Genomic DNA, 25,956 nt, shown 5'->3' with positions numbered 1-25,956 from the left:
CCGTCGGCCTTGTTCCGGCAAGGCGCTTCGCGCGCCGCGGAGCGGGGGAGATCTCAGACCGTGTCGAGATAGAGTTCCACCTGCTCCTCGGGCGAGAGTTCCGCCGAATCGCGCAGTTCCTGGCGCTTGGTCAGCGTGAGGTTGCGCACGAGCTCCTCGGGAAAGATGCGACGCATGAGCGGGGAGGCGGCGAATGTGTCGATCGCGGTGCCCCAGTCGGTCGGCATCTCCGGCAGGTTCTGCGCATAGGCGTTGCCGGTGATCGGCGGCGGCGCCTTCAACTCGTCCTCCATGCCGATCAGCGCCGCGCCGAGGATCGCCGCGATCATGAGATAGGGATTCACGTCGCCGCCGGAGACGCGGTGCTCGATCCGCCGCGCCTTGCTCGACCCGCCGGGAATGCGCACCGCCGCCGTGCGGTTGTCGTACCCCCAGCAGATCCGGGTGGGGGCATGGGCGCCGGGCACGAGCCGGTCGAAGCTGTTGCCGTGGGGCGCGAAGATCAGCGTCGAATCCGGGATCGCCCTGAGACAGCCGGCGATGGCATGGCGCATCACATCCGTGCCCGCCGTGGAGCCGTCGTCGAACACGTTCACGCCGCTCTCGTCGAGCAGCGAGAAATGCGTGTGCATGCCGTTGCCTGCATAGTCCTCGTAGGGTTTCGCCATGAAGGAGGCGGCAAAGCCGTGCTTGCGCGCGAGCCCCTTCACCATCAGCTTGAAGAGCCAGGCGTCATCGGCCGCCTTCAGCGCGTCGGCGGAATAGACGAGGTTGATCTCGAACTGGCCGAGGCCCGCCTCCGAGATCGCGGTGTCGGCGGGAATGTCCATCGCCTCGCAGGCTTCGTAGAGCTCGGTGAAGAAGATGTCGAAACTGTCGAGCGCGCGCAGCGCGAGGGTTTCGGCACCGGGCCGTCGCTTGCCCGACCTGGGCGAGCGCGGCACCCGCAATTGCCGCGAACTGTCATCCACCATGTAGAATTCGAGCTCGGTGGCCACCACCGGCGTCAGCCCGCGCGCCTTGTAGCGTTCCACCACGCGCGCGAGCGCCTGGCGCGGATCGCCGCCGAAGGGCTGGCCGTCCTCGTGGAACATCCACATCGGCAGGAGCGCGGTCGGCCCGCCGGTGAGCCAGGGCATCGGCGTGAAGCCGCGTTCGGTCGGCAGCAGCACCCCGTCCATGTCGCCGCTCTCGAAGACGAGGGGGCTGTCCTCGATGTCCTCGCCCCAGATGTCGAGGTTCAGGACCGAGAGGGGAAAGCGCGTGCCCTCCTGTTCGACCTTGTCGGCATAGCGCGCGGACATGCGCTTGCCGCGGGCCTGGCCGTTGAGATCGGCCGCGGCGACGCGGATGGTCTTGATGTCGGGGTTTTTCGCGAGCCAGCTCGTCTGCGTGATCATCGGAACACCTGAGTCAGGAAAACGGGCCGTTTTCCCGCCCGTCGCGCCTGCGGCAGATGGCGGTTGAGCCGTCCGTTCACGAGGCCGAACAGCCCGATGATGCAGAGCGTGACGAGCACGAAATAGCCCGCGAGAATGGGATAGGGGACAAACGGGTTGAAGGTCCGGTCGGCGAAATAGGAGGCGTAGTAGAGCGCGTCGCCCCTCTGCTGGACCGCCGGGAAGCCGGAGACGAAGACGAGCGTCGTCGAATGGAAGATGAAGATCGCCTCGTTCGTATAGGCCGGCCAGGCGAGCCGCAGCATGGTCGGCCAGATGATCCGGCGGAAGCGCGGCCAGCCGGAGAAGCCGTAGGCATCGGCGGCCTCGGCATCGCCCTTCGGGATCGCCTGAAGGGCGCCGTGGAAGATCTCGGCGGAATAGGCGGTGGTGTTGAGCCAGAGCACGATCGCGGCGCCGATCCAGGCATCGGTCAGCCCGTCGAGGGCGGGAAAGCGCTGCTTCAGCGCGAGAAAGAGGAAATAGGCGAAAAAGAACTGGATGAAGAGCGGCGAGCCGCGAAACAGGAAGATGAACCATTCCGCCGGTTTGCGGACCGCGCGCTGCGGCGCGTTCTTCGCCAGCGCCACGCCGTTGGCGGCGAAGAAGCCGAAGATCACCGCGAGCATGCCGAAATAGATGTTCCACAGCATGCCCGAGCCGATGAGGGTCGCCTGTTCGCAGAGGCTGATCCCGCTGCGCGGGAGCAGCCGCTCGCCGATGCCGAGCGAGCGCAGCGCATAGTCGGAGAGGGTGTCGAGACAGCTCATGCCTGTATCCTCGCCCTGCCGGCGGCTTTCCTCTGCGCCTCGCCACCCGTCGTGGCCTGACCGTGCGACAGCCTGCGGGTGACGCGCGCGAGCACGATCTCGGAGAGTCGGGTGAAGGCAAGGTAGAAGACCAGAAGCCCCGCGAAATACCAGATCCGCCAGTCGCCGTGGGGATAGTCGGTGAAGCGCGCCGTCTTCGTCCCGCCGAGTTCGCGCGCCCAGTAGACGACATCTTCGACGCCGAGCAGGAACAGCAGCGGCGTCGCCTTGATCAGCACCATCCAGAGGTTCGACAGGCCGGGCAGGGCGTAGATCCACATCTGCGGCACGAGGATGCGCCAGAAGCTCTGGCGCGGGGTCATGCCGTAGGCCTCCGCCGTCTCGATCTGGCCATGGGGGACGGAGCGCATCGCGCCGGCAAGCACATTGCCCGCGAAGGCGCCGAAGACGATGGCGAAGGTCAGCACCGCCAGCGCGAAGCCATAGACCTGGTGCACGCTTTCCGGCGCGGTGTTGAGCGGCATCTTCGCCGCCGCGCAGACGATGAAATCATCGCCCTGCCGGATCGGCCGGCCCCAGTCCGGGCAGATCACCTGATGGCGCAGCCATTCGATGCCCTGGTCGAGCGCGATCACGAAGAACAGGAAGAAGGCGATGTCGGGCACGCCGCGCACGATCGCCATGTAGGATTTCGCGATCCAGCGCAGCGGCGCGAAACGGGCGCGGCTTCCGCTCGCGGCGGCAAAGCCGAAGGCGAGCGAGAGCGGCGCGGTCACCGCCAGGAGCAGGAGCACCGTTCCGAAGGAGGCATAGAACGCGAAATGCTTGCCGGTCGTCAGGTAGCACGACAGCCAGCGCAGTCCCTCGAGCGTTTCCGGTGTGGCGCAATAGGAAAAGATGGGGCACCTCCGGGACAGGGCGGGGCGGCGATCCCGCGCCCCGCCGGCCGGGTCAGGATCGGATCATTCGAAAACCGGGCTGTCCTCGCCCAGATATTCCCTGATCATCTCGTTGAGCGTGCCGTCTTCCTTCATCGAGACGATGGCGGCGTCGAAGGTCTCGCGCAGCTCCGGGTCGGACTTGCGGAAGGCCATGCCGATGCCGACGGAGAGCGGGACATCCTCGCCCACGAAGATCGCGGTGCCTTCCTCGACCACGGGCACGATCGTGTCCTTGTCGGCGAAGACCGCGTCGGCCTCGCCCGAGAGCATGGCGGCAAGGCTGTCCTCGAAGCTCGGGAATTCCAGCAGCGTCGCGCCGGTGTCGACCACGTATTGCGACTGGATCGTGGAGGTCTGCGCCGCGATCACCCCGGTCTCGAGATCGACATCCTCGGAGGTCGCCGCGTAGGAGGAATAGGAGGGCGGCGTGTAATTTTCGGAGAAATCGACCTTTTGGGCACGTTCCTCGGTGATCGACATGCCCGCGATGATCGCATCGTAATTGCCCGACAGCAGGTTCGGGATGATGCTGTCCCAGTCGTTCGTGACCCATTCGCAGGTCAGTTCGGCCCGCGTGCAGAGCTCGTCGCCCAGGGCGCGCTCGAAGCCCGCGACCTCGCCGTTGTCGTCGATGTAGTTGTACGGAGGATAGGCGCCCTCGGTTCCCAGGCGCACGACGTCTTGCGCCAGCGCGGCGCCCGAGGTGAACGCCAGGGCGGCGGCGGTCAGGATCAGTTTCTTCATTGTGGTCATCCCTGTTGGTTGGTCGTCATGTCAGGCCGGAACAGTCGCGCTGAGGAACTGTTTCAGGCGGTCGGATTTCGGCGCGCCGAAGAGCCGGGACGGAGGCCCCTCCTCCTCGATCAGGCCCTGGTGGAGAAAGAGGACATGGTCCGAGATATCCGCGGCCATGCGCATGTCATGGGTCACGATGATCATGGTGCGGCCTTCCGCGGCCAGCGCGCGGATCACCCGGATCACCTCCTGTTCGAGCTCGGGATCGAGCGCGGAGGTCGGTTCGTCGAACAGGAGCGCGCGCGGCTCCATGCAGAGCGCGCGGGCGATGGCGGCGCGCTGCTGCTGTCCGCCGGACATCTGCGCGGGATAGGCGTCCCATTTGTCGCCGATGCCGACCTTGTCGAGATAGTGCCGCGCCCGTGCCTCGACCTCGGCGCGCGGGCGGCCCAGCACGGTGACGGGCGCCTCCATGACATTCTCGAGCACGGTCAGGTGGGCCCAGAGGTTGAACTGCTGGAAGACCATCGACAGGTTGGTGCGGATGCGGCGCACCTGACGGCGGTCGGCGGGGCGGCGGTGCAGCCCCGTGCCCTGCCAGCGGATCGGCTCGCCCTCGAAGAGGATCTCGCCCGACTGGCTGTCCTCGAGGAGGTTCGCACAGCGCAGCAGCGTGGATTTTCCCGAGCCCGACGAGCCGATGAGCGAGGTGACATGCCCGCGGGGGGCCGTCATTGAAACGCCCTTGAGCACCTCGAGATCGCCATAGGATTTGTGAAGATCCCGGATCTCGATGACCGGCGTGTCCTCACCCCGCGGCGCCCCGGCGCCGGAATTTGAGCCATTGGTCAACATTCCCAAGAGTTAGGGCGAAAACTTGGGCAGATGCAATATTGCAAGGCAGAGTGCCGCAGCGTTCCGCCCTCCATTTGATCAAATCTGACAGGATCGCCGGTGCGACGGCGGGAAATTAGGCTCTCCCGCAGCGGGCGGCGCTGTGCTGGGCGGGGCGGACGGCGGCGGAACGACGTGGCGATTCCCCCGCGCGCCGGGGCGCGGGGCAGGGGGCCGCGCTCAGGACTGCGCCTCCTCGACGCGCCTGCGCGCGAGGGCGCTGTCGCGGTCGTTCACGCCGAGCAGGTTGGCGACGAGCCGCAGGAGCGCATCCTCCTCGTGGTCGCGCACGCCATCGGCCAGGACGACGGACCACAGTCCCTCGATCACGCCGGTGCGCTCCTCGTAGGGCACCGCGTCCTTGATCGCACGGGTGAAGCGCACCGTGTCGGGCGCCTCCGCCTCGAGCGTCTCGGCCTCGCCGCGCAGATTGGCCGCCTCGAAGGGAGACAGTCCGTAGCGGCGCATCAGGATCTTTTCGATCCGTTCGGCCTCCGAACGGGCGTAATGGTTGTCGGAGCGCGCCACGCGCACGAGCAGGGCCGCAAGCGCGAGACGCGCGTCCCGGTCCGCCAGTTGCGGCGGCTCGGGTTGCAGCAGGGATTTGAGAAAGTCACCGAACATGGCCCAGATATAGATCGGGCGCGGCCCGGAGGAAAGCCGGACCCGCGCCCGCGACACGTCAACGTGATGGGTCAGTATTTCTGCGGCACGTAGAGCTCGGGCGGCAGCACGGCGCGCTCGTAATCCTTGTTGTAGACCCGTTCGGGCAGGTGGACCTCCTCATGCGGGATCTCGTGATAGTCGAAAAGCGACAGGAGATGGTCGATGCAATTGAGCCGCGCGCGCTTCTTGTCGTTGCCCTCGACGATGTACCACGGCGCCTCGGGAATGTTGGTGCGGAAGAAGGTGTCTTCCTTCGCCTTGGTGTAATCCTCCCAGCGGATCCGCGATTGCAGGTCCATGGGCGAGAGCTTCCACTGTTTCATCGGATCGTGGATGCGCATGAGAAAGCGCATCTGCTGTTCCTCGTCGGTGATCGAGAACCAGTATTTCACGACCTTGACGCCCGAGCGCACCAGCATCCGCTCGAAGTCGGGCACGTCCTGGAAGAACTGCTCGACCTCGTCCTCCGAGGCGAAGCCCATCACGCGCTCGACGCCCGAACGGTTGTACCATGACCGGTCGAAGAGCACGATCTCGCCCGCCGCGGGAAGATGCGGCACGTAGCGCTGGAAATACCACTGGCTCTTTTCGCGGTCGGACGGGGCGGGCAGCGCCACCACGCGCACGATGCGCGGGTTGAGGCGCTGGGTGATGCGCTTGATCACGCCGCCCTTGCCCGCCGAGTCGCGCCCCTCGAACAGCACCACGACCTTCTCGCCGGTCGCCTGCACCCATTCGTGGAACTTGATCAGCTCGGCCTGGAGCCTCAGCAGCTCGCGGAAATAGATGTGGCGCGGCAGCATGTCGGGATGTTCGCGGTGGTAGATCTTCTTGATCTCGCGCGACAGGATCGAATCCTCGAGCTCGATTTCCCACTCCTCGTCCAGCGTGTCGGCGAGTTCCGCCTCAAGCCAGTCCTGGGCCTCCTTGTCAAAGCTCATGATGCGCTCCGTTCGTCCTGTGTTCCCTGCTCCTGTCCGCCTTGCGCGCCGGTGGGCGGCTCCGCGTTCAGAACCGTCTTTAACCACGCATACATGACGCTTTCTTGATGGAAAAGCGCCGCCGTCCGCCAGGCGCGAAAAAGAGCGGCGAAAGGGGCCCGCGGGGCGCACATTCCGCCGGCCGCGGGCGGGGCCGGGCGATTGTGAGTTTCGGGATCGCGCGCCCCCTGCTATCAAGGCGCGCAGACGCGCGAGGGAGACGTCCATGTACCGACCGAACAGATCCGCCATCGACGACCCGTCCCTCCTGCGCCATGCGATGTCCGAAATCGGATTCGGCGCGCTGGTGACCCCGCACGGAGAGGGGATCGGGATCACGCACCTGCCCTGGATCGTCCGCGAGGCGGAGGGCCGGACCGTGCTCGAAGGCCATGTCGCGCGCGCGAACGGGCACTGGCGGCTCGCCGGGATGCAGAGCGTCGTGATCTTTCAGGGACCGCAGGCCTATGTCTCCCCGTCCTTCTACCCGTCGAAGGCGGAGCACGGAAAGGTGGTGCCGACATGGGCCTATATCACCGTGCACGCCCATGGCGTCTTCGAGGCGTTCAACGGCGGCGAGGAGCTTCATGCCCACCTCACCGCGCTGACCGACCTGCACGAGGTCGGGCGGGCCGAGCCCTGGGCGGTGTCGGACGCGCCGGTGCCCTATCTCGCAGCGCTCAAGCGCGGGATCGTTGGGCTGCGCTTCGTGCCCACGCGGGTCGAGGGCAAGTGGAAGGTGAACCAGCACCGCAGCGCGGAGGACCGGCGCGGCACCTACGAGGGGCTGATGGGCGCGGGTGAGCAGGGCGTGGACCTCGCGCAGGCGCTGGCGAGCTTCCCGGAGACGGAGTGACGAAAAAGGCGCCCCGAAGAGCGCCTGTCCCGATGTGTCATGCCCCGGCCGCGGAGGGGCCTAGTCTTCCAGGGCCCGGATCATGTCGACGCGCGTCCCGTGGCGCCCGCCCTCGAAGTCCGCGGAGAGGAAGGCCTCGACGATCTCGAATGCCAGCCCCTCGCCGATCACGCGCGCACCGAGGGCGAGCATGTTGGCATCGTTGTGCTGGCGGATCATGCGCGCGGAGAACGTGTCGGAACAGACGCCGCAGCGAATCCCCTCCACCTTGTTCGCCGCCATCATGATGCCCTGGCCGGTGCCGCACAGGACGATGCCGAGGCGGCAATCGCCCGAGGCGACGCGCCGGGCCGCGGCGGCGCCATGGGCGGGATAATGGGTGCTCTCCGGTGTCGTCGGTCCGATGTCGACCGCCTCCCAGCCGAGAGAGGCGACATGGGCGGCGATGGCCTGCCGCAGGTCGATGGCGGCATGGTCGCTCGACAGGACGATGCGTCGGGTCTCGGTCATGTCAGGATCCTTTCCGTCACACCAGCCGCGAATTCTCTTTCGCCGCGCGCACGAAATCGCGGAACAGCGGCGCGGGGGCGAAGGGTTTCGATTTCAGTTCCGGGTGGAACTGCACGCCGATATACCACGGGTGGTCCTTCACCTCGACGATCTCCGGCAGACGCCCGTCCGGCGACATGCCGGAGAAGACGAGCCCGCAGCTTTCGAGCTTTTCGCGATATTTGATGTCCACCTCGTAGCGGTGGCGGTGGCGTTCCTCGATCTCGGTCGTCCCGTAGACATCCGCGACCTTCGAGCCGTCTTTCAGTACCGCGGTATAGGCGCCGAGCCGCATGGTGCCGCCCTTGTCGTCGGTCGACTTGCGGCGCACGGTGTGGTTGCCCTGCACCCATTCCTTGAGGTGGTAGACCACCGGCTCGAACCGTTTCTTCCCGGCCTCGTGGTCGAATTCCTCGGAGCCGGCGGTGTCGATGCCCGCAAGATTGCGCGCCGCCTCGATCACCGCCATCTGCATGCCGAGGCAGATGCCGAGATAGGGGATCTTGTGCTCGCGGGCATATTGCGCCGCCTTGATCTTGCCTTCCGTGCCGCGCTCGCCGAAGCCGCCGGGCACGAGGATGGCGTGGAAATTCTCGAGATGCGGCGCGGGATCCTCGCGTTCGAAGATCTCCGCATCGACCCAGTCGACCTTGACCTTCACCCGGTTGGCCATGCCGCCATGGGTGAGCGCCTCCGCGATGGATTTGTAGGCGTCCTCGAGCTGGACGTATTTGCCCACGATGGCCACGCGCACCTCGCCCTCGGGATTGAAGACGCGATCGGCCACGTCGTGCCAGGTCGACAGGTCCGGCTTCGGCGCGGGCGCGATGTTGAAGGCGTCGAGCACGGCCTGATCGAGACCTTCGCGGTGGTAGGCCAGCGGCGCCTCGTAGATCGACTTCAGATCCGGTGCGGCGATCACGTCTTCCTTGCGGACGTTGCAGAACAGCGCGATCTTCTCGCGTTCCTTCTCCGGGATCGGATGTTCGGAGCGGCAGACGAGCACGTTCGGCTGCAAGCCGATGGTGCGCAGCTCCTTCACCGAGTGCTGTGTCGGTTTCGTCTTCAGTTCGCCGGAGGCGGCGATATAGGGCAAGAGCGTCAGGTGCATGAAGATGCACTGGCCGCGGGGGCGGTCCTGCGCGAATTGCCGGATCGCCTCGAAGAAGGGCAGGCCCTCGATATCGCCGACCGTGCCGCCGATCTCGCAGAGCATGAAATCGACCTCCTCGTCGCCGATCTCGATGAAATCCTTGATCTCGTTGGTGACGTGGGGAATGACCTGGATCGTCTTGCCGAGATAGTCGCCGCGGCGCTCCTTCTCCAGCACGTTCATGTAGATCCGTCCCGAGGAGATCGAGTCGGTCATCCGCGCGGACACGCCGGTGAAGCGTTCGTAATGGCCGAGGTCGAGATCTGTCTCCGCCCCGTCATCGGTCACGAAGACCTCGCCATGTTCGAACGGGCTCATCGTGCCGGGGTCGACGTTCAGATAGGGGTCGAGCTTGCGCAGGCGCACGGAATAGCCGCGGGCCTGAAGCAAAGCGCCGAGGGCCGCCGATGCGAGCCCCTTCCCGAGCGAAGAAACCACACCGCCGGTGATGAAAACGTAACGTGCCATGGGGTGGAGAAGCTCCCGTGATTGCCTGAATTGCTGCTCGCGCGCTGCTTTCGGACAGCACGTATCACGGGATTTAAGCACTATCAGATTCGGCCGTCCCGCGCAACCGAACCGCAACATGTTGGGGGGCGAAAGCCCCCGTCACCCAAGAATAGTCAACGGAGAGATCAGTCCGCGCGGGGCGGAGTCGCCGGGGCATCCGTGGAGGCGGGCGGCAGAAGATCGGATCCCGAGGGCAGGGAGGGCGTGTCTTCCTGCGCGGGGGCGCTGTCGTCCTCGAGCGTGATCCCGTCGACCACGGAGGAATTCGCCGCCTCCTGGCGCGCCAGGACCGTCAGCGTGAGCGAGGTCGCGATGAAGCCGATCGCGAAGATCCAGGTGAGCTTGCCGAGTGCCGTCGCGGCCGCGCGGCCGGTCATCACGTCGCCGCCGCCGCCCATGCCGAGGCCGCCACCTTCCGAGCGCTGCAAGAGCACGATGCCGATCAGACACAGCGCGAGGATCAGGTGAATGACGAGGATGACATTTTCCATGGATCGGACCTTTGGGACGTTCGATGGGGCTATCTAAGGGGTCTTGTCTGGCCACGCAACCCCGAATGGCCCCTGTCCGCCGGGTCTTGCCTTTCGCGCCGGGGCGCGCCTTCATGGCGGCATGACCGCATGCTTCGCCCTCCGCCCCGCCCGCCGCCGTGACGCCCTTCCCATCGCGGAGGTCCAGGTCGCCGCCTGGCGCAGCGCCTATCGTGACTTCCTTTCCGATGCGCTGATCGACCGCATGTCGGTCTCCGACCGGGAAAAGGCCTGGGCGAGGATCCTCGACGGCTTTGCCGAAAGCGGGCGCGGGGCCTGTTTCGTGGCCGAATGCGAGGGGCGTGTTACGGGCTTCCTCTCCGTCGGGGACCAGCGCGACGAGGATCTGCGCGCCGCCTTTCCGGGAGAGATCACCGCGCTCTATGTCGCGCCCCCGGATCAGCGGCTGGGCATCGGCAGCGCGCTGATGGCCGCCGGCGCGCGGGAGCTGCGCGCGCAGGGGCACGAGGCCGCCGCGCTCTGGGTCCTGTCGGAAAACGCGGGCGCGCGGGGATTTTACGAGGCGCTGGGCGGGGAGAAGGCGGCCGAGCGCATCGACAACCGTCCCGAAGGCGGCATGAACGAGCTCGCCTATGGCTGGGGCAGTCTTTCGGATCTGGCGGCACGGGCGTAACCGGCCTCGGTTTCGATCAGCCGCTGCTTGCGCCAGAGACCGCCGCCATAGCCAGTGAGTGTTCCGTCGGCACCGATCACGCGGTGGCAGGGGACGAGGATGGCGATCTGGTTCGCGCCGTTGGCGCGCGCCACCGCCCGCGTCGCGGACGGCTGGCCGATCTCCCGCGCAAGTTCGCCGTAGGAGCGCGTCTCTCCCGCGGGAATGCGCCGCAGCGCGTCCCAGACACGGTGCGAAAACCCGCTGCCGTGATAGCAGAGCGGTACCGTGAATGCCGCGCCCGTCCCGTCGAAATAGGCCCCGAGTTCGCGGGCGAGCAGGTCGTGGATCTGCGTGTGTCCGAATCCCAGCATCCCCTTCGCGCCCTTCGCCAGCGCCTTGAGCTCGGTGGGAAGCGCCTTGCGGTCCATGAATTCCAGCAGGTGCAGCGCCCGGTCGTCCGCCACCGCGATCATCGGGCCGAGCGGGGTGTCGATCCAGTCGACAGTGAGGCGCGGCTCCTGCGCGAAGTCCGAGGGGGCAAGGCCGAGGAGCCGCCCGACACGGGCGCGAAAGGCCGAGGGGGAGGAGAACCCCGCGTCGAGCCCCGCCTCGAGCACCGTGCCGCCCTCGCCCAGCGTCTCGAACCCGCGCCGGAGCCGGTCGAGCCGCGCCAGGTCGAGAAAGCTCATTCCGAAATGCCGCTTGAAGGCGCGCCGGACGGTGCCGCGGTCAAGGCCCATCGCGATCAGGTCCGCCTCGCGCCAGACATGGTCGGGCCGCGCGGCGAGGGCGTCCAGAAGCGTGCCGATCACCGGCTCGGCCGCCATCGCGGGGTCGAGCGGCCGGCAGTGCTTGCAGGGGCGGAAGCCGGCCTCGAGACAGGCACCGAGACTGTCGAACCAGCGGCAATTCTCCCGCTTCGGCTTGCGCGCCGCGCAGGTGAGGCGGCAGAAGATGCCGGTCGAGGTGACGCCGACCCAGGCGCGGCCCTCATAGGAGGCGTCGCGCGCGCGCATGGCGTCATAGAGCGTATCGGGATCGGGCAGGGCGAAGAGGGTCATGGCAGGCAGATTAGCGGATGCCGGGGCGCCTGTCCGCCGCGAAAGCGTCACCGATATTCCGCCGGCCCGCTCCCGGCCCGGATTTTGAGGTTTCATGACAGAGGCGGGACCGCTATACGGGCCAACGGGTTTCATTTCATCCGATCAAAAGGACTCATCATGGCTAACGTCGTCGTTGTCGGCGCCCAGTGGGGTGACGAGGGGAAAGGCAAGATCGTGGACTGGCTGTCCGAACGCGCGGACGTGATCGCGCGGTTTCAGGGCGGGCACAATGCGGGCCACACGCTTGTCATCGACGGCAAGGTCTACAAGCTGAACGCGCTGCCCTCGGGCGTGGTGCGCGGCGGCAAGCTGTCGGTCATCGGCAACGGCGTCGTGCTCGATCCCTGGCATCTCGTGGACGAGATCCGCAAGATCCGCGAGCAGGGGGTGGAGATCACGCCGGAGACGCTGATGATCGCGGAGAACACGCCGCTGATCCTGCCGATCCACGGCGAACTCGACCGGGCGCGCGAGGAGGCGGCCTCGAAGGGCACGAAGATCGGCACCACCGGGCGCGGCATCGGGCCGGCCTATGAGGACAAGGTCGGCCGCCGGGCGGTGCGCGTCGCCGACCTGGCCGACGAGGCGACGCTGATCGCGCGCGTCGACCGCGCGCTCCAGCACCACGACCCGCTGCGCCGGGGCCTCGGCATCGAGCCGGTGGACCGCGAACGGCTGATCAACGATCTCCGCGAGATCGCGGCGGAGATCCTGCCCTATGCCGCCCCGGTCTGGAAGATCCTGGGCGAGCAGCGCAAGGCGGGCAAGCGCATCCTGTTCGAGGGGGCGCAGGGCGCGCTTCTCGACATCGATTTCGGCACCTATCCCTTCGTCACCTCCTCGAATGTCATCGCGGGGCAGGCGGCGACAGGCGTCGGCATCGGCCCGACCGCGATCAACTACGTGCTGGGCATCGTGAAGGCCTATACCACCCGCGTGGGCGAGGGCCCCTTTCCGACCGAGCTCCACGACGCGGACGGGCAGCGGCTCGGCGAGCGGGGGCACGAATTCGGCACGGTGACGGGGCGCAAGCGGCGCTGCGGCTGGTTCGATGCGGCCCTCGTGCGGCAGACCTGCGCCACCTCCGGCGTGACCGGGATCGCGCTCACCAAGCTCGACGTGCTCGACGGATTCGACACGCTGAAGATCTGCGTGGGCTACGAGCTCGACGGCGAAACGCTTGACTATCTCCCGACCGCCGCCGAGGCGCAGGCGCGCTGCACGCCGGTCTACGAGGAACTGCCGGGCTGGTCCGCCTCGACCGAGGGCGCGCGCAGCTGGGCCGATCTTCCGGCCAACGCGGTGAAATACGTGCGCCGGGTCGAGGAGCTGATCGGCTGCCCGGTCTCCATGCTGTCGACCTCGCCGGAACGCGAGGACACGATCCTCGTCACCGATCCCTTCGCGGACTGAGCCCGGCATGGCCCTGAGCTACAAGGCCCGCCGGCGTCTGGCGCTCATGATCCTCGTTCTGGGGCTGCCCGGCTATATCGTCGTGGCAGTCACCGTCCTGAGCTTTTTCGAACGCCCGTCGATCTGGGTGGAACTCGCGGTCTATATCGGCCTCGGCGTGCTCTGGACCTTCCCGCTGAAGGCCGTCTTCAAGGGCATCGGACAAGCCGATCCCGAGGCGCGGGACGACGACCGCCCCGAATGACGAAGGGCCGCTCCGGGGACGGAGCGGTGACGGTGCCGGGCACGGTCAGGAGGGCAGACCTGGGGCGGGATCGCCGGTGGACGCGGCGTTTGCGAGTATTTGGAGCAGCAAAAAGCAGGCTGCGGAGGGGCAGAGCGCGCCTGCCGGCGGCAGGCAGCGGGTCAGTGCGGGCGGAAGCGCGTGCTCTCCGCGACGGCGAACTGGCCGCGCGTCGTCTTGCGGATCCGGCCCTGGCGCAGGAGCTGGCCGAAGGAGCGCAGCCGTTCCTCGACCGGCACCTCCTCCTCCATGGCTTCGGTGGCCAGGTGCATGATCTGCGGCCGGGTGGCGGAGTCGCGGCCCTGCACGAAGCTCATGTAGGCGGCGGCGGCCTCGAGCAGGTCGGCGAGGCTGGCCGCGCCCACCTGTTCGGCATATTCCGCGAAATCGCCCCCCGGTGCGGCGGGCTGTTGCGCCTGCGCGTCGAACATCGGATTTTCCTGCACGGCGAGCGCCGCGCGGCTGACGCGGCGCGGACGCACCGGGGCGATATTCGCCCCGCCCGGCGCCTCGACCGGCCGGTCGATCCGCTGTTCGGAGACGAGCATGAGCGGCGGCAACTGGCGTCGCGTGGGCGCAGGGCTTTCGGGGCGGCGCGGGCGCACGACACGGGCGAGGTCCTCCTTGTAGACCTCGGTCCCGGCCTCGTCCTCTTCTTCCGGCCGGTCGCGTTGCGATTTCTCCGCGCGAATGGCGCTCACGGCGGCTTTCAGATGCTGGATCGCGTTGCGGCGGCGGGTGTTCTCGCCCTTCGCCATCTCCCGGTCGGTCTCGTCCATCAGCCGGGACATCGAGGCGTCGGACATGTCGAAGACATTGCGCGGCTCCTCCGGGCCGTCGTCCCGCTCCGCATCTTCCGCCGCGGCGGACGCCTCGCCGGAGGCATGGTCTTCCGCCTCCTCTTCCGCGATGAGCGTGGCGACGGTGGCCTCGTCGTCGTCGTTCTCCTCCTCCGTCACCACCTCGGCCAGTTCGCGCATCAATTCGGCCTCGTCCTCCTCGTCGAGCGTCGAGGACCCCAGTTCCCGCTTGAGCGCGGCGGCGAAATCGGCGTCCGTTTCTTCGGCTTCGGCTTCGGCTTCGGCTTCGGCTTCGGCTTCGGCTTCGGCTTCGGCTTCGGCTTCGGCTTCGGCTTCGGCTTCGGCTTCGGCTTCGGCTTCGGCTTCGGCTTCGGCTTCGGCTTCGGCTTCGGCTTCGGCTTCGGCTTCGGCTTCGGCTTCGGCTTCGGCTTCGTAGTCGTCGCGGCGCATTTTCACCACGCGGGCGCGTACCCGGCGCAGCGATGCCTCGTCGTCTTCGCCGGCCGGCTCGGCGTGCTCATCCGGCAGCGTCGCCTCGGCAATGTCGGCGGCGAGGTTCGGATCCATGTCGGACAGGGGCAGGGGCGTGTCTTCCCCTGCCGCCTCCGCGGCGGCGGTCTCCTCTCCGGTGGCCAGCGCGGAGAGCAGGGCGCCGGGGATGATCTCCTCGTCCTCCTCCTCCGTCACGTTCGGGGCCGCGTTTGCGGCCTGCACGTCGGGGACGTCCTCGGCGGCGTCGGCGCGATCCTGCGCCGTCTCCCCTGTCTCTTCGGTCAGGTGCCCGGCATAGCTGTCCTCGAGGTCGCCGAACCCGCCGCCGGCATGCTGGTCCTCGACGAATTCGGCCTGGCTGCGCTGCGCGACGGCGGCGCGGATGCGTTCGAGCTTGTCCGCGATGGAGCCGCTGATCGCCGGGGCGGCGGCGGGCGCAGGCTGCGGCGCGGGACGGGGGGGCGGGGCGGCCGCAGCCTCCTGAGACGTTTCCGGTGCGGCGGGGCGGGAGGCCTCCTCGGGCACAGGTGCGGGCGCGGCAGGTGCCGAAGGGCCGGCCTGCGGCTCCGGTGCGGCGGGAGGCACGGGGGCGACCGGCGCGGCGGGCGGGGGGGCGTCGCCCTCGAGCTGGCGCAGCACATAGCCGCCCTCCTGCATCCGCGCCTCGACACGGCGCCGGATTTCCTTTTCGGCGATGGAGGACAGCGCCTGCGGATCGGGCGTCGGCGGCTCAGCCCCGAAATAGCGGTCGTCGGCGGCGAGGTCGCGGAAATATTCCGCGATCGAGCGCATCGTCGAGAACGGATCGTCGAATCCCTCCAGCGTACAGGAGAAGGTTCCGTAGGATACCGTCAGGATCTTGCTGTCATTCGCCATGCCAATCCTCGCTTTCTGCCTTGCTCAGCACGCCTTTGTTTATCATGAATTGGTTCGCAAATCGGAACAAAACAAGGAAAACGTCGTGATCATTTCCGGGCCGAATTGTGGCAAAGTCGTGGACGGCGGGATTTTCGGCCATGGCTGATCCTGTTCTGGAAACAGAGGAAAACGTTACCCTGCTTGGCGGAGGCGCGGTCAGCCGGGCCACGTTTCTCGAGGTTCTGGAGCACGCGCCGAAGCTCGCGGCCGCGGACGGGGCGGCGGAGCGCGCGCTCGACGAGGGGGTGATTCCCGACGCGGTGATCGGCGATTTCGACAGCCTGTCGGCGGCGGGACAGGCGCGGCTGCGCCCGGACAGCCTGTTCCACGTTCCCGAGCAGGACAGCACGGATTTCGAGAAATGCCTCGCACGGATCCGCGCGCCGATGGTGTTCGGCGTGGGCTTCACCGGCGAACGGATCGACCACGAGCTTTCCGTTTACCATGTGCTCGCGCGCTATCCGGACCGCAATTGCGTCATCGTCGGGGAACGGGACGTGGTGGTGCATGCGCCGCCGGAGCTCGCCCTGGGGATCGCGCCGGGAACGCGCGTGTCGCTCTTTCCCATGGCGGAGGTCACCGGACGGTCCGAGGGGCTGCGCTGGCCGATCTCGGGCATCGGCTTCGCGCCCTGGCGGCGCATCGGGACCTCGAACGAGGCGAGTGCAGCGGAGATCCGGCTCCGGTTCGACGGGCCCGGCATGCTGCTGATCCTGCCGCGCTCCGAACTCTGGACCCTTGCCGCGGCGCTGGCGCGTCACGGCTGAGGCGCGGCCGGGCGGCGGTTCCGGCGACAGGGCGGGCGTCAGGAGTCGGGCCGGGTCACGATGTAGAGCGCGCCGAGGACGATGAGCGTGGCCTGAAGCGCCAGCCAGGGCCAGGAGATGCGCAGCAGGAGCGTCGGCACGAAGCTCGTGAGCATCATCGTGATCGACAGCACCTTGATGTTGCGCGGGATCGCCCCGGTTTCCTCCCAGTTGCGGATCTGCGGTCCGAAATAGGGATGGTTCAGAAGCTTCGCGCGCAGTCGGGGCGAGCCTTTGGCAAAGAAGAAGGCCGCGAGGATGACGAAGACCGTCGTCGGCATCACCGGCAGCACCACGCCCACCATGCCGAGCGCGATGCAGAGCCACCCGAGGATGAAATGGGCATATTTCCTGGTCTGTCCGTTCATCTGTGCGATCCCGCCCGGTTCCTGTCGCGTCATGATCTACGCCGCGTGCGGCCGGCGTCCACCGACTCTCGCATTTGGCCTATCCAAGACGGCGCCTCCTCCCTATAAGCGGCGCAGCATCTGTGCCACCATATTCTTGCCCTAACGCTCACGGGGACTGCCACCATGTCCGACACTCTTTCGCCGATCGACACCGCGAAATTCGTCGCCGCCCGGAAGGCGGTGGAATTCGTCGAGGACGGGATGAAGCTCGGGCTCGGCACGGGGTCCACCGCCGCCTGGATGGTGCGTTGCCTCGGCGAGATGGTGCGCGAGGGCGGGCTGAAGGTGCTCGGCGTCCCGACCTCGGGCCGCACCGCGGAACTGGCGCGCCAGCAGGGGATCGAGGTGGTTTCGCTCGATGAGGCGAAATGGCTCGACCTCACCATCGACGGGGCGGATGAATTCGATGCCGAACTCAACCTCATCAAGGGCGGCGGCGGCGCGCTGTTGCAGGAAAAGATCGTCGCGACCGCCTCCGACCAGATGATCGTGATCACCGACGTGTCCAAGCAGGTCGAGACCCTGGGGGCCTTCCCGCTGCCGGTCGAGGTGATCCCCTTCGGCTGGCAGACGACGAAGGCGCTCGTCGAGGAGACGCTCGTGTCCATGGACGTCCTCGGGCAGCATTCGACGCTCCGGATGAACGGAGAGGTGCCTTTCGTCACCGACGAGGGCAACCACATCATCGACCTGCATCTCCAGCGGATCGGCAATGCGCGCCAGCTCGCGCTGGTGCTCAACCAGATCCCCGGCGTGGTGGAGAACGGGCTGTTCATCGACATCTGCGACAAGGTCATCATCGGCCATGGCGACGGGCGGGTGAGCACGCGGGACGTCGTCTCCGGCGAGGAGACCGAGGAGCGCGTGGACTTCGCGGAAAGCGACAACATCTTCTCCGATCTCGACTGAGCCGGGGCGGACCGGAAACGCGGACCGCCCGTGCGCCTGCGCGGGGTTTTCCTTTGCGGCGCGACCCTCTACACCTGTGCGCGACTTTGGACTTCTTCCGGAAGGGCGGAACTGATGGATTTCGACTATGATCTCTTCGTGATCGGCGGCGGCTCGGGCGGCGTGCGCGCGGCGCGGCTGACGGCGGCGGGCGGCAGGAAGGTCGCGATGGCGGAGGAGTTCCGCATGGGCGGCACCTGCGTCATACGGGGCTGCGTGCCCAAGAAGCTGATGGTCTTCGCCTCGCAGTTCTCGGGCCATGCCGAGGACGGAAAGAAATACGGCTGGGACATCCGCATCGGTGCCTTCGACTGGCCGGCCTTCCAGCAGAAGCTCCAGGCGGAGCTGTCGCGCCTCGAGGGGATCTATACGCGCAACGCGGAAAATGCGGGGGTCGAGATCCTGCACCAGCGCGCGACGGTGAAGGATCCGCATACGGTCGTGCTCGCCGACGGGACGGAGAAGACCGCGAAGCACATCCTCGTCGCGGTGGGCGGCAAGCCCTTCCTGCCCGACACGGTGCCGGGGATCGAACATGCGATCACCTCGAACGAGATCTTCGACATCCCGGAGATGCCCAGGCGCATCCTGATCGTCGGCGGCGGCTATATCGCCTGCGAATTCGCCTGTATCTTCAACGGCCTGGGGGCGGAGACGACGCAATATTACCGCGGCGCGCAGATCCTGCGGGGCTTCGACGACGAGGCGCGCGGGCATATCGCGGAGCTGATCAGCGAGCAGGGGGTCGCGCTCCATGTCGGCACTGATGTCGAACGGCTCGAGAAGCGGGAGGACGGCATCTGGGTGAAGGCGACGGACGGGCGCGAGGCGGTGTTCGACGTGGTGCTCTACGCGACCGGGCGCAAACCCGCGACGAAGGGCCTCGGCCTCGAGGAGGCGGGGGTGAAACTCGGGCGGATGGGCGAGGTGCTGGTGGACGACTATTCCCAGACCAACGTGCCCTCGATCTTCGCCGTGGGCGACGTGACCGACCGGATCCAGCTCACGCCCGTCGCGATCCGGGAGGCCGTGGCCTTCCACGAGACCGTGTTCGGCGGTATCCCGACGAAGGCCGACCATGCCTGTGTGCCCTCTGCCATCTTCACCCAGCCGGAATACGGCGCCGTGGGGATGACGGAGGAACAGGCGCGCGCGGAACGTCCGGTCGAGGTCTATTCCGCGGCCTTCCGCCCGATGCAGAACGCCTTCATCGAAAAGAACCACCGGGTGATGTTCAAGCTCATCGTCTGCCGGGAGAGCCGCAAGGTGCTGGGTTGTCATATCGTCGCACCCCAGGCGGGAGAGATGATCCAGCTCGCCGGGGTCGCGGTGAAGATGGGCGCGACCAAGGAGGATTTCGACGCCACCGTGGCCGTGCATCCGACCATGGCCGAAGAGATCGTCCTGATGAAGGAGCCGACGCGCGTGCACAAGTGACACGCCGCCGCCGCCCCGGCGGAGGCGCGCTCTTGAAACCCGGCGTCAAAACGAACAGGTTACAGACGAGCCTTGGCCCGACGGGAACCTCCGCCGGGCCAGACCCATACGAGAGAGGAACAGACCTTAATGGCCAGCAACAATGGCGGTCCCTGGGGGAGCGGGGGCGGTGGCAATCGTCCGTCCGGTCCGGGCGGCGGCGACAAGCGCGGTGGCAGCGGGCGCGGCGGCAACGGCCGGCGCCCCGGCGACCAGCCGCAGATCCCCGAAATCGACGAGATGCTGTCGAAGGGCAATGAATATCTCAAGGTCCTGATGGGCGGCAAGGGCGGCCAGAACGGCGGCGGCCCGCGCGGTCCGCGCGGCGAGGGGCCGGGCCTGTCGAAGGGCACGGTCGCCCTTGGCGTGGTGATCGCCGTCGGCCTCTGGGCGTTTTCCTCCTTCTACACGGTGAAGCCCGAGGAACAGTCCGTGGAGCTTTTCCTCGGCGAATTCTACAAGATCGGCAATCCGGGCCTGAACTTCGCGCCCTGGCCGCTGGTGAGCTATGAAAAGGTGCTGGTGACCGGGCAGCGGACCGAGAATATCGGCGTCGCCTCCGGGGGCGCGGACAGCGGGCTGATGCTCACCACCGACGAGAACATCGTCGACATCGACTTCCAGGTGGTCTGGAACATCAACGACCCGGCGAAATATCTCTTCAACCTCGCGGAGCCGCGCGAGACGGTTCAGGCGGTCTCCGAATCCTCGATGCGGGAGATCATCGCCGCCTCGGAACTCGCGCCGATCCTCAACCGCGACCGCGGGCTGATCTCCGACACGGCCAAGAGCCTGATCCAGAGCACGCTCGACGGCCTCGACGCGGGCATCAACATCGTGCGCGTCAACCTCGACAAGGCCGACCCGCCGCGCGAGGTGATCGACGCCTTCCGCGAGGTCCAGGCGGCCGAACAGGAACGCGACCGGCTCGAACGCCAGGCCGATGCCTATGCCAACACGGTGCTCGCCCGTGCGCGCGGGTCCGCGGCACAGATCCTCGAGGAGGCGGAGGGCTACCGCGCCCAGACGATCAACCGGGCGCAGGGTGAGGCTTCGCGCTTCAGCGCCGTGCTCGAGGAATACAGCCAGGCTCCCGCGGTGACGCGCAAGCGCCTCTATCTGGAGACGATCGAGGAGGTCTATGGCGATCTCGACAAGATCATCATCGACGAGGGCGCCGCAGGCGGGCAGGGCGTCGTGCCCTATCTGCCGCTCAACGAGCTGCGCCGCTCCGGCGGGACGACGAACGGAGGATCGAACTGATGCGGAAACTTCCGATTCTTGTCGCGGTGATCGTGGTGGCGCTGGTGCTCGTGCTGTCCTCGCTCTTCGTCGTGGACGAACGCCAGAAGGCGCTCGTGCTGCAATTCGGCCAGATCAAGGCCGTGAAGGAGGAGCCGGGGCTCGCCTTCAAGATCCCGTTCATCCAGGAGGTCGTCTATTACGACGACCGCATCCTGTCGCTCGACACCTCTCCGACCGAGGTCACGCCCTCCGACGACCGCCGCCTCGTGGTGGACGCCTTCGCGCGCTACCGCATCGCGGATGTCGTGCGCTTCCGCCAGGCGGTCTCGACCGGCGGCATCGCCAGGGCCGAGAGCGATCTCGAGGGCATCCTGATCGACCGGATCCGCGCGGTGCTCGGCGCCGACGGGGTGACCTCGAACACGATCCTCTCCTCCGAACGCGCCCGTCTCATGCAGACGATCACCGAACAGTCGCGTGCCCGCGGCGAGGTGCTCGGCATCGAGGTGCTCGACGTGCGCCTGAAGCAGACCAACCTGCCCGAACAGAACCTCGACGCGACCTTCGCGCGGATGCGGGCGGAACGCGAACGCGAGGCGGCGGACGAACGCGCCCGCGGCGAAGAGGCCGCGCAGCGCGTCCGGGCGCAGGCCGACCGGACCGTGGTCGAGCTCGAATCCGACGCGCGCCGGCAGGCGGAGATCACGCGCGGTGAGGCGGATGCGGAAAAGAACCGCATCTTCGCGGAGGCCTATGGCGCCGATCCGGAATTCTTCGAGTTCTACCGCTCGCTGAACGCCTATCGCGCCGGTCTGAGGGGCGAGAACACCACGCTGGTGATCTCCCCGGACAGCGAGTTCTTCGACTACCTGTCCTCCGATCAGGGCCGCGGGGCCGCCCCTGCGACCGCGCCGCAGCCTGCGGCGCCGCAGACGCCGGCGGCGGATCAGTGATCCCATGGGCTTCCTGATCCTCGCGATCGGACTGGTTCTCTGTGTGGAGGGGCTGGCGCTGGCGCTGGCCCCTTCCCGCATGGAGGATCTGGTGCGCGCCGTCGCCGCCCTCCCGCCCGCGCGCCGGCGCGTGCTGGGACTGGCGGCGCTCGCGCTCGGGGTGGTGCTGATCGCCCTGGCGCGGGGGTTTGTCGGCCTCCCGCTTTGATCTCCCGGCGGGGCGGCCCGTCGGTCCGGTGCAAGGTCGCCATCGTCGAGGCCGAACGCCCCCGGAAGAACGCCGGCTCACGGCGCCGGCCCCGCGCGCGACAGCCGGGAACGGCGTGGCCCCTGTCTCATATCCGCCGTTGTTTCGGACGCTCCCGGACGCTGCCCCGCACCGGATCGCGGCACCCGACCAGACCCGGCGCGGCGCATCCGGGGCGCGGCATCCGCGCCCTGTTTCACCGCGCTGTGAGAGTTGTGTCAGGCTTTCTCCTTGTCACACCGCCCTCACATGCTGTTGACTGGTTGCGACCGACATTGAGTTGTGCGCCTGCGGCGGCCGGGATACCAGAAAACGCACATCTCGCGCCGCGCTCACGCCGGTCCCGGACCTGAGCCCGCGGCGCTTCAGACGGAGGATGACTTACCCATGATACAGGCTCGCGCCTTCTCTTCCGACACGGCTGGCTCCCGCGTCGATTTCCGTGCGATGTGCCTCGCCCTTCTGGCGACGGCCGCATTGCTCTTCCAGGCCGTTTCCGCCGAGGCGCGCGGCGCGCCGGAGACCTTTGCCGATCTCGCCGACAAGGTGAGCCCCGCCGTGGTCAACATCACCACCACGACCGTGGTCGAGGCGACGACCGACCAGCAGCCGATCGTGCCCGAAGGCTCTCCCTTCGAGGATTTCTTCCGCGATTTCATGGACCGCAACGGCCAGGGACCGCACGGACCGCGCCGCTCCCAGGCGCTCGGCTCGGGCTTCGTGATCTCGGAAGACGGCTACATCGTGACGAACAACCACGTCATCGACGGGGCCGACGAGATCGAGATCGAGTTCTTCGAGGGCGGCACACTCGCCGCGGAGCTCGTCGGTACCGATCCGAAGACCGACATCGCGGTTCTCAAGGTGGAAAGCGAGGAGCCCCTCCCGTTCGTGCCCTTCGGCGACAGCGACGCGGCGCGGGTGGGCGACTGGGTGATGGCCATGGGCAACCCGCTCGGACAGGGCTTCTCCGTCTCTGCCGGGATCGTCTCGCAACGCGGCCGGGCGCTGTCGGGTGCCTATGACGACTACATCCAGACCGACGCGGCGATCAACCGCGGCAACTCCGGCGGACCGCTGTTCAACATGGACGGCGAGGTGATCGGCGTGAACACCGCGATCCTCTCGCCCAACGGCGGGTCGATCGGCATCGGCTTCTCCATGGCCTCCAACGTCGTGACCCGCGTCGTCGACCAGCTCAAGGAATTCGGCGAGACCCGCCGCGGCTGGCTCGGCGTGCGCATCCAGGACGTGACGCCCGATGTGGCCGAGGCGATGGGGCTCGAGCAGGCGCGCGGCGCCCTCGTCACCGACGTGCCCGAGGGCCCGTCGAAGGAGGCCGGCATCGAAAGCGGCGACGTGATCATGTCCTTCGACGGCACCGACGTGGCCGACACGCGCGAACTCGTCCGCACCGTCGGCAATACCGAGGTGGGCAAGGCGGTGCGCATCGTCGTCTTCCGCGATGGCAAGACGCAGACGCTGATGGTCACGCTCGGCCGTCGCGAGGAGGCCGAGAATGTGGCCTTCCCGACCGACGAGGACGGCGGACAGCAATCGCCCGAGACCTCGCAGATGATGGGGCTGACGCTCCAGCCGCTCGACGAGACGCTGCGCGAGGAGCTGGGCATCTCCGCGGGGACCGACGGGCTTGCCGTGGTCGAGGTGGACGAGAGCTCGGAAGCCTTCACCAAGGGCCTGCGTGCGGGCGACGTGATCACCGAGGCCGGCCAGCAGAAGGTGGCGACGGTCGCCGATCTGCAATCGCGGGTCGACGAGGCGCGCGAGGCCGGGCGCAAGACGGTGCTGCTGCTCGTGCGGCGCGCGGGCGAGCCGCGTTTCGTCGCGCTCGGTGTCGCGGAGGAGTGACGCAGCCCTGAGCGAACCCAACCCTCTCGGAAGGCGGCCTTCGGGCCGCCTTTTTCCGTGTGGTCGGCGGGCGGAGGGCGAGGCAGGGCGCCCGGCCGAAGCCGGCTCAGCCCTCCCGCGGCACTTCCTTCAGCCCCAGCCGGCGCGCGGCGGCAAGCGACAGGATCTCGCTGTCCAGGCCCTGCTCCTTCTGATAGGCGCGCAGGGCGCGCCGCGTGGCGCGGTCGAGCCGCCCGGTGACCGGCCCCGTGAAATGGCCGCGCACGGCGAGCGCACGCTGGAGCGAGGCGACGAATTCCGGCGTCAGCTCTTCCGCGCAGAGCGCCTCGAACCGCAGCTCCTGCCGTTCCCGCACGATCTCCTGCCGGGTTTCCGTGCGATAGACGGCCGGGCGGACGACGCTGCCGTCGCCGGCGAGGCGCGGCGGCTGCGCGAGCACCTGTTCGGTGACGGTCTCGATCACCGCGGGGGTGACGTGGCGGGCATGGCAGACCGCCGGATCCGCCCCCGCGGCCTCGGGCGCGCGCATCGCCGGGTCCGCCGGCGTGCCCATCTGGCACCCGGTCGACAGCAGCGCCGCCATCCAGAACATCCCCGCCGCCCCGCGGCCTGTTGCCTTCATCTGCCCGTCCGGTCCTTGCCGCCCTCTGCATCCCTTCCGGGCGCTTTCGGCAACTCTACCGCGAACACGCGGAATTCCAAGGGATTCCGCGGCGCCCTGCGCGGCAATCCGCTCCGCCGGACGCCGCCAGAACGCTCTTTTCTCTGCAACGCAGCCAAGCTAAGCCTGTCAGGGATGGCTCCGGGATCAGAGCGGAAGGACGAGAGAATGGTCAAGATCACCTATATCGAGTTTGGCGGCACCGAACATGTGGTGGACGTGCCGGTGGGCAGCACCGTGATGGAAGGCGCGCGCGACAACGGCATTCCCGGCATCGACGCCGATTGCGGCGGGGCCTGTGCCTGTTCGACCTGCCATGTCTACGTCGCCCCCGACTGGGTCGACAAACTCCCCGAGCGCGACCCGATGGAAGAGGATATGCTCGATTTCGCCTTCGAACCCGATCCGGTGCGCTCGCGCCTGACCTGCCAGATCAAGGTGACCGAGGCGCTGGACGGGCTCGTGGTCAACATGCCGGAAAAACAGATCTGACAGGGCGCCGCGGCTCCGGAAACCGCCACCCCGGCGGCACCGGGACCGACGGCGGGACGCGGCTTGTGGAGGGGGCCCGCCGCCACGCGGCCGCGACCTGCGACCTTCGCGCCGCATCTCCTGTGCAGGTGACGCCTTTCGGAAACTTCCGTTCCTGATCGCGCCGCAACTTCCCGTCATTCCTGTCGTTTTCGCTCTGGCGCGCGGCGCGTGCCGGGAGCAAGACTGCGCGCCGTACCGATAACGCGAAGGCCCGATATGTCGTCCCACGTCCTCACCGTCACCTGTCCCTCCCGCCGCGGCATCGTCGCCGCCATCTCCGGCAAGCTCGCCGAGCTCGGCTGCAACATCACCGACAGCGCGCAATTCGATGATCCGGCGACGGGGATGTTCTTCATGCGCGTGAGCTTCGCCTCCGAGACCGGGCTGAGCCAGGCGGAGATCGACACCGGCTTCGCTCCCGTGGCCAGGGCGCTCGACATGGTCTGGACGGTGCACGACGAGGCGCGGAAGATGAAGGTCGTGATCCTGGTCTCCCGCTTCGGCCATTGCCTCAACGACCTGCTCTACCGCTGGCGCATCGGCGCCCTGCCGATCGACATCGTGGCGGTCGTGTCCAACCACATGGACTACCAGAAGCTCGTGGTGAACCACGACATCCCCTTCCACCACGTCCGCGTGACCAAGGAGAACAAGCCGGCGGCGGAGGCGCGGCTGCTCGAGATCGTCGAGGAGAGCGGCGCGGAACTCATGGTGCTGGCGCGCTACATGCAGGTCCTCTCCGACAGGCTGTGCCAGAAGATGTCGGGCCGGATCATCAACATCCACCATTCCTTCCTGCCGTCCTTCAAGGGAGCGAATCCCTACAGGCAGGCCTTCGAACGCGGCGTGAAGCTGATCGGCGCGACGGCGCATTACGTCACCGCCGATCTCGACGAAGGCCCGATCATCGAACAGGACACGATCCGCGTGACCCATGCGCAGAGCGCGGAGGATTACGTCTCCCTCGGCCGCGATGTCGAGGCGCAGGTCCTCTCCCGCGCGATCCACGCGCATATCCACCACCGGGTCTTCATCAACGGCAACAAGACCGTGGTCTTCCCGGCGAGCCCCGGCTCCTATGCCTCCGAGCGCATGGGCTGAGACCGGGCAGGGGGCGCTCGCGCCCCCTCCGGGCCTGCGGCCCGTTCACCCCCCGAGG

The 25,956-nt window shown here is 67.6% G+C and carries 28 protein-coding genes; 13 read left to right on the top strand and 15 right to left on the bottom strand.

The features are described from left to right. Positions 1-53: 53 nt before the first annotated feature. The 7 genes from P73_RS17765 to ppk2 all read right to left on the bottom strand — a co-directional run bounded on the left by P73_RS17765 (position 54) and on the right by ppk2 (position 6,386). The gene (locus tag P73_RS17765) at positions 54-1,400 is read right to left on the bottom strand and encodes a glutamine synthetase family protein (RefSeq protein ID WP_043870606.1); all 1,347 of its coding nucleotides are present in this window, start codon (positions 1,398-1,400) and stop codon (positions 54-56) included. Then, entirely contained in the window at positions 1,397-2,209 is an 813-nt protein-coding gene (locus tag P73_RS17760) for an ABC transporter permease (protein ID WP_043870605.1), read from the bottom strand. The genes P73_RS17765 and P73_RS17760 overlap by 4 nt, the downstream gene beginning before the upstream one ends. After that, entirely contained in the window at positions 2,206-3,108 is a 903-nt protein-coding gene (locus P73_RS17755) for an ABC transporter permease (protein ID WP_043870604.1), read from the bottom strand. The genes P73_RS17760 and P73_RS17755 overlap by 4 nt, the downstream gene beginning before the upstream one ends. A 63-nt stretch (positions 3,109-3,171) precedes the next feature. Further along, positions 3,172-3,894: a transporter substrate-binding domain-containing protein gene (locus P73_RS17750; RefSeq protein WP_043870603.1), complete on the bottom strand. Its 723-nt coding sequence runs from the start codon at positions 3,892-3,894 to the stop codon at positions 3,172-3,174. Between the two features lie 30 nt (positions 3,895-3,924). Then, positions 3,925-4,740 carry an ABC transporter ATP-binding protein gene (locus P73_RS17745; protein ID WP_052453389.1) on the bottom strand — a complete coding sequence of 272 codons (816 nt, stop codon included), beginning with the start codon at positions 4,738-4,740 and terminating at the stop codon, positions 3,925-3,927. Positions 4,741-4,959: 219 nt separating this feature from the next. Further along, complete coding sequence (locus P73_RS17740) at positions 4,960-5,403, bottom strand: tellurite resistance TerB family protein (RefSeq protein ID WP_043871913.1); 444 nt, start codon at positions 5,401-5,403, stop codon at positions 4,960-4,962. Between the two features lie 71 nt (positions 5,404-5,474). Further along, complete coding sequence (gene ppk2 / locus P73_RS17735; protein ID WP_043870602.1) at positions 5,475-6,386, bottom strand: polyphosphate kinase 2; 912 nt, start codon at positions 6,384-6,386, stop codon at positions 5,475-5,477. A gap of 265 nt (positions 6,387-6,651) precedes the next feature. On the opposite strand from ppk2, the gene P73_RS17730 reads away from it, so the two are divergent. Then, positions 6,652-7,281 (top strand): FMN-binding negative transcriptional regulator, encoded by a 630-nt coding sequence (locus P73_RS17730; protein WP_043870601.1) that lies wholly within the window; start codon positions 6,652-6,654, stop codon positions 7,279-7,281. Positions 7,282-7,341: 60 nt separating this feature from the next. Here P73_RS17730 and rpiB read toward each other — a convergent pair whose 3' ends face one another. From rpiB to secG, 3 genes are all read right to left on the bottom strand, one after another. After that, positions 7,342-7,791 (bottom strand): ribose 5-phosphate isomerase B, encoded by a 450-nt coding sequence (rpiB, locus tag P73_RS17725; protein WP_043870600.1) that lies wholly within the window; start codon positions 7,789-7,791, stop codon positions 7,342-7,344. A 16-nt stretch (positions 7,792-7,807) separates the two neighbouring features. After that, complete coding sequence (locus P73_RS17720; protein ID WP_043870599.1) at positions 7,808-9,451, bottom strand: CTP synthase; 1,644 nt, start codon at positions 9,449-9,451, stop codon at positions 7,808-7,810. Positions 9,452-9,618: 167 nt separating this feature from the next. Then, positions 9,619-9,984, bottom strand: coding sequence for a preprotein translocase subunit SecG (secG, locus tag P73_RS17715; protein ID WP_043870598.1), 366 nt, complete (start codon positions 9,982-9,984; stop codon positions 9,619-9,621). Positions 9,985-10,105: 121 nt separating this feature from the next. On the opposite strand from secG, the gene P73_RS17710 reads away from it, so the two are divergent. Then, positions 10,106-10,657, top strand: a complete 552-nt coding sequence (locus P73_RS17710) for a GNAT family N-acetyltransferase (protein WP_043870597.1) — start codon at positions 10,106-10,108, stop codon at positions 10,655-10,657. Here the strand turns inward: P73_RS17710 and P73_RS17705 are convergent. Continuing rightward, entirely contained in the window at positions 10,615-11,700 is a 1,086-nt protein-coding gene (locus tag P73_RS17705) for a bifunctional transcriptional activator/DNA repair enzyme AdaA (protein WP_043870596.1), read from the bottom strand. The two genes, P73_RS17710 and P73_RS17705, sit on opposite strands and share 43 nt — an antisense overlap. 159 nt (positions 11,701-11,859) lie before the next feature. On the opposite strand from P73_RS17705, the gene P73_RS17700 reads away from it, so the two are divergent. Together P73_RS17700 and P73_RS17695 are read left to right on the top strand one after the other, a co-directional pair. After that, on the top strand, positions 11,860-13,155 hold the full coding sequence (locus tag P73_RS17700) for an adenylosuccinate synthase (RefSeq protein ID WP_043870595.1): 1,296 nt from the start codon (positions 11,860-11,862) through the stop codon (positions 13,153-13,155). A gap of 7 nt (positions 13,156-13,162) precedes the next feature. Beyond that, positions 13,163-13,399 (top strand): DUF2842 domain-containing protein, encoded by a 237-nt coding sequence (locus P73_RS17695; RefSeq protein WP_043870594.1) that lies wholly within the window; start codon positions 13,163-13,165, stop codon positions 13,397-13,399. Positions 13,400-13,560: 161 nt separating this feature from the next. On the opposite strand, the gene P73_RS26125 is transcribed toward P73_RS17695, so the two are convergent. Beyond that, positions 13,561-15,606, bottom strand: a complete 2,046-nt coding sequence (locus tag P73_RS26125) for a hypothetical protein (protein WP_043870593.1) — start codon at positions 15,604-15,606, stop codon at positions 13,561-13,563. Continuing rightward, on the bottom strand, positions 15,596-15,748 hold the full coding sequence (locus P73_RS26025) for a hypothetical protein (protein WP_158401955.1): 153 nt from the start codon (positions 15,746-15,748) through the stop codon (positions 15,596-15,598). The genes P73_RS26125 and P73_RS26025 overlap by 11 nt, the downstream gene beginning before the upstream one ends. Between P73_RS26025 and P73_RS17685 the strand changes: the two genes are divergently transcribed. Further along, positions 15,747-16,415 (top strand): thiamine diphosphokinase, encoded by a 669-nt coding sequence (locus P73_RS17685; RefSeq protein ID WP_043870592.1) that lies wholly within the window; start codon positions 15,747-15,749, stop codon positions 16,413-16,415. The genes P73_RS26025 and P73_RS17685 overlap by 2 nt on opposite strands. Before the next feature lie 38 nt (positions 16,416-16,453). Here P73_RS17685 and P73_RS17680 read toward each other — a convergent pair whose 3' ends face one another. Continuing rightward, a complete protein-coding gene (locus tag P73_RS17680; protein WP_245629194.1) occupies positions 16,454-16,855 on the bottom strand; it encodes a YbaN family protein in 402 nt (133 codons plus the stop codon). A gap of 132 nt (positions 16,856-16,987) precedes the next feature. On the opposite strand from P73_RS17680, the gene rpiA reads away from it, so the two are divergent. The 6 genes from rpiA to P73_RS17650 all read left to right on the top strand — a co-directional run bounded on the left by rpiA (position 16,988) and on the right by P73_RS17650 (position 23,602). Further along, entirely contained in the window at positions 16,988-17,773 is a 786-nt protein-coding gene (gene rpiA, locus P73_RS17675; RefSeq protein ID WP_043870590.1) for a ribose-5-phosphate isomerase RpiA, read from the top strand. A gap of 114 nt (positions 17,774-17,887) precedes the next feature. Continuing rightward, positions 17,888-19,249: a glutathione-disulfide reductase gene (gene gor, locus P73_RS17670; protein ID WP_043870589.1), complete on the top strand. Its 1,362-nt coding sequence runs from the start codon at positions 17,888-17,890 to the stop codon at positions 19,247-19,249. Positions 19,250-19,378: 129 nt separating this feature from the next. Beyond that, the gene (gene hflK / locus P73_RS17665) at positions 19,379-20,551 is read left to right on the top strand and encodes an FtsH protease activity modulator HflK (protein WP_043870588.1); all 1,173 of its coding nucleotides are present in this window, start codon (positions 19,379-19,381) and stop codon (positions 20,549-20,551) included. Then, positions 20,551-21,486 carry a protease modulator HflC gene (gene hflC, locus P73_RS17660; RefSeq protein WP_052453388.1) on the top strand — a complete coding sequence of 312 codons (936 nt, stop codon included), beginning with the start codon at positions 20,551-20,553 and terminating at the stop codon, positions 21,484-21,486. Before hflK ends, hflC begins: the two co-directional genes overlap by 1 nt. A gap of 4 nt (positions 21,487-21,490) precedes the next feature. Next, positions 21,491-21,694 (top strand): DUF2065 domain-containing protein, encoded by a 204-nt coding sequence (locus tag P73_RS17655; protein ID WP_043870587.1) that lies wholly within the window; start codon positions 21,491-21,493, stop codon positions 21,692-21,694. Between the two features lie 486 nt (positions 21,695-22,180). Further along, positions 22,181-23,602, top strand: coding sequence for a Do family serine endopeptidase (locus P73_RS17650; protein ID WP_420836141.1), 1,422 nt, complete (start codon positions 22,181-22,183; stop codon positions 23,600-23,602). Between the two features lie 106 nt (positions 23,603-23,708). On the opposite strand, the gene P73_RS17645 is transcribed toward P73_RS17650, so the two are convergent. Next, positions 23,709-24,224 carry a peptidoglycan-binding domain-containing protein gene (locus P73_RS17645; protein WP_043870585.1) on the bottom strand — a complete coding sequence of 172 codons (516 nt, stop codon included), beginning with the start codon at positions 24,222-24,224 and terminating at the stop codon, positions 23,709-23,711. A 207-nt stretch (positions 24,225-24,431) separates the two neighbouring features. On the opposite strand from P73_RS17645, the gene P73_RS17640 reads away from it, so the two are divergent. Beyond that, positions 24,432-24,755, top strand: a complete 324-nt coding sequence (locus P73_RS17640) for a 2Fe-2S iron-sulfur cluster-binding protein (RefSeq protein WP_043870584.1) — start codon at positions 24,432-24,434, stop codon at positions 24,753-24,755. A gap of 258 nt (positions 24,756-25,013) precedes the next feature. Then, positions 25,014-25,898: a formyltetrahydrofolate deformylase gene (gene purU, locus P73_RS17635; protein WP_043870583.1), complete on the top strand. Its 885-nt coding sequence runs from the start codon at positions 25,014-25,016 to the stop codon at positions 25,896-25,898. Positions 25,899-25,956 lie beyond the last annotated feature (58 nt).

Source organism: Celeribacter indicus (genome assembly GCF_000819565.1).
In the GTDB taxonomy this organism is placed as follows: domain Bacteria; phylum Pseudomonadota; class Alphaproteobacteria; order Rhodobacterales; family Rhodobacteraceae; genus Celeribacter; species Celeribacter indicus.
Note: the sequence above shows the minus strand (reverse complement) of the source record. Positions and strands in the feature narration are given on the sequence as shown.

Excerpts from the sequence above, each read along its gene's own strand:
- P73_RS17650 (WP_420836141.1), top strand. The coding sequence starts at position 22,181 with ATGTGCCTCGCCCTTCTGGCGACGGCCGCATTGCTCTTCCAGGCCGTT.
- P73_RS26025 (WP_158401955.1), bottom strand. The coding sequence starts at position 15,748 with ATGGCCGAAAATCCCGCCGTCCACGACTTTGCCACAATTCGGCCCGGA.
- P73_RS17750 (WP_043870603.1), bottom strand. The coding sequence starts at position 3,894 with ATGAAGAAACTGATCCTGACCGCCGCCGCCCTGGCGTTCACCTCGGGC.
- P73_RS17655 (WP_043870587.1), top strand. The coding sequence starts at position 21,491 with ATGGGCTTCCTGATCCTCGCGATCGGACTGGTTCTCTGTGTGGAGGGG.
- P73_RS17680 (WP_245629194.1), bottom strand. The coding sequence starts at position 16,855 with ATGACGCGACAGGAACCGGGCGGGATCGCACAGATGAACGGACAGACC.
- P73_RS17740 (WP_043871913.1), bottom strand. The coding sequence starts at position 5,403 with ATGTTCGGTGACTTTCTCAAATCCCTGCTGCAACCCGAGCCGCCGCAA.
- rpiA (WP_043870590.1), top strand. The coding sequence starts at position 16,988 with ATGTCCGACACTCTTTCGCCGATCGACACCGCGAAATTCGTCGCCGCC.
- P73_RS17705 (WP_043870596.1), bottom strand. The coding sequence starts at position 11,700 with ATGACCCTCTTCGCCCTGCCCGATCCCGATACGCTCTATGACGCCATG.
- P73_RS17710 (WP_043870597.1), top strand. The coding sequence starts at position 10,106 with ATGACCGCATGCTTCGCCCTCCGCCCCGCCCGCCGCCGTGACGCCCTT.
- secG (WP_043870598.1), bottom strand. The coding sequence starts at position 9,984 with ATGGAAAATGTCATCCTCGTCATTCACCTGATCCTCGCGCTGTGTCTG.
- P73_RS26125 (WP_043870593.1), bottom strand. The coding sequence starts at position 15,606 with ATGGCGAATGACAGCAAGATCCTGACGGTATCCTACGGAACCTTCTCC.
- P73_RS17645 (WP_043870585.1), bottom strand. The coding sequence starts at position 24,224 with ATGAAGGCAACAGGCCGCGGGGCGGCGGGGATGTTCTGGATGGCGGCG.
- P73_RS17685 (WP_043870592.1), top strand. The coding sequence starts at position 15,747 with ATGGCTGATCCTGTTCTGGAAACAGAGGAAAACGTTACCCTGCTTGGC.
- rpiB (WP_043870600.1), bottom strand. The coding sequence starts at position 7,791 with ATGACCGAGACCCGACGCATCGTCCTGTCGAGCGACCATGCCGCCATC.
- P73_RS17700 (WP_043870595.1), top strand. The coding sequence starts at position 11,860 with ATGGCTAACGTCGTCGTTGTCGGCGCCCAGTGGGGTGACGAGGGGAAA.
- P73_RS17760 (WP_043870605.1), bottom strand. The coding sequence starts at position 2,209 with ATGAGCTGTCTCGACACCCTCTCCGACTATGCGCTGCGCTCGCTCGGC.
- P73_RS17730 (WP_043870601.1), top strand. The coding sequence starts at position 6,652 with ATGTACCGACCGAACAGATCCGCCATCGACGACCCGTCCCTCCTGCGC.
- hflC (WP_052453388.1), top strand. The coding sequence starts at position 20,551 with ATGCGGAAACTTCCGATTCTTGTCGCGGTGATCGTGGTGGCGCTGGTG.
- P73_RS17765 (WP_043870606.1), bottom strand. The coding sequence starts at position 1,400 with ATGATCACGCAGACGAGCTGGCTCGCGAAAAACCCCGACATCAAGACC.
- hflK (WP_043870588.1), top strand. The coding sequence starts at position 19,379 with ATGGCCAGCAACAATGGCGGTCCCTGGGGGAGCGGGGGCGGTGGCAAT.
- purU (WP_043870583.1), top strand. The coding sequence starts at position 25,014 with ATGTCGTCCCACGTCCTCACCGTCACCTGTCCCTCCCGCCGCGGCATC.
- P73_RS17745 (WP_052453389.1), bottom strand. The coding sequence starts at position 4,740 with ATGTTGACCAATGGCTCAAATTCCGGCGCCGGGGCGCCGCGGGGTGAG.
- gor (WP_043870589.1), top strand. The coding sequence starts at position 17,888 with ATGGATTTCGACTATGATCTCTTCGTGATCGGCGGCGGCTCGGGCGGC.
- P73_RS17720 (WP_043870599.1), bottom strand. The coding sequence starts at position 9,451 with ATGGCACGTTACGTTTTCATCACCGGCGGTGTGGTTTCTTCGCTCGGG.
- P73_RS17695 (WP_043870594.1), top strand. The coding sequence starts at position 13,163 with ATGGCCCTGAGCTACAAGGCCCGCCGGCGTCTGGCGCTCATGATCCTC.
- ppk2 (WP_043870602.1), bottom strand. The coding sequence starts at position 6,386 with ATGAGCTTTGACAAGGAGGCCCAGGACTGGCTTGAGGCGGAACTCGCC.
- P73_RS17640 (WP_043870584.1), top strand. The coding sequence starts at position 24,432 with ATGGTCAAGATCACCTATATCGAGTTTGGCGGCACCGAACATGTGGTG.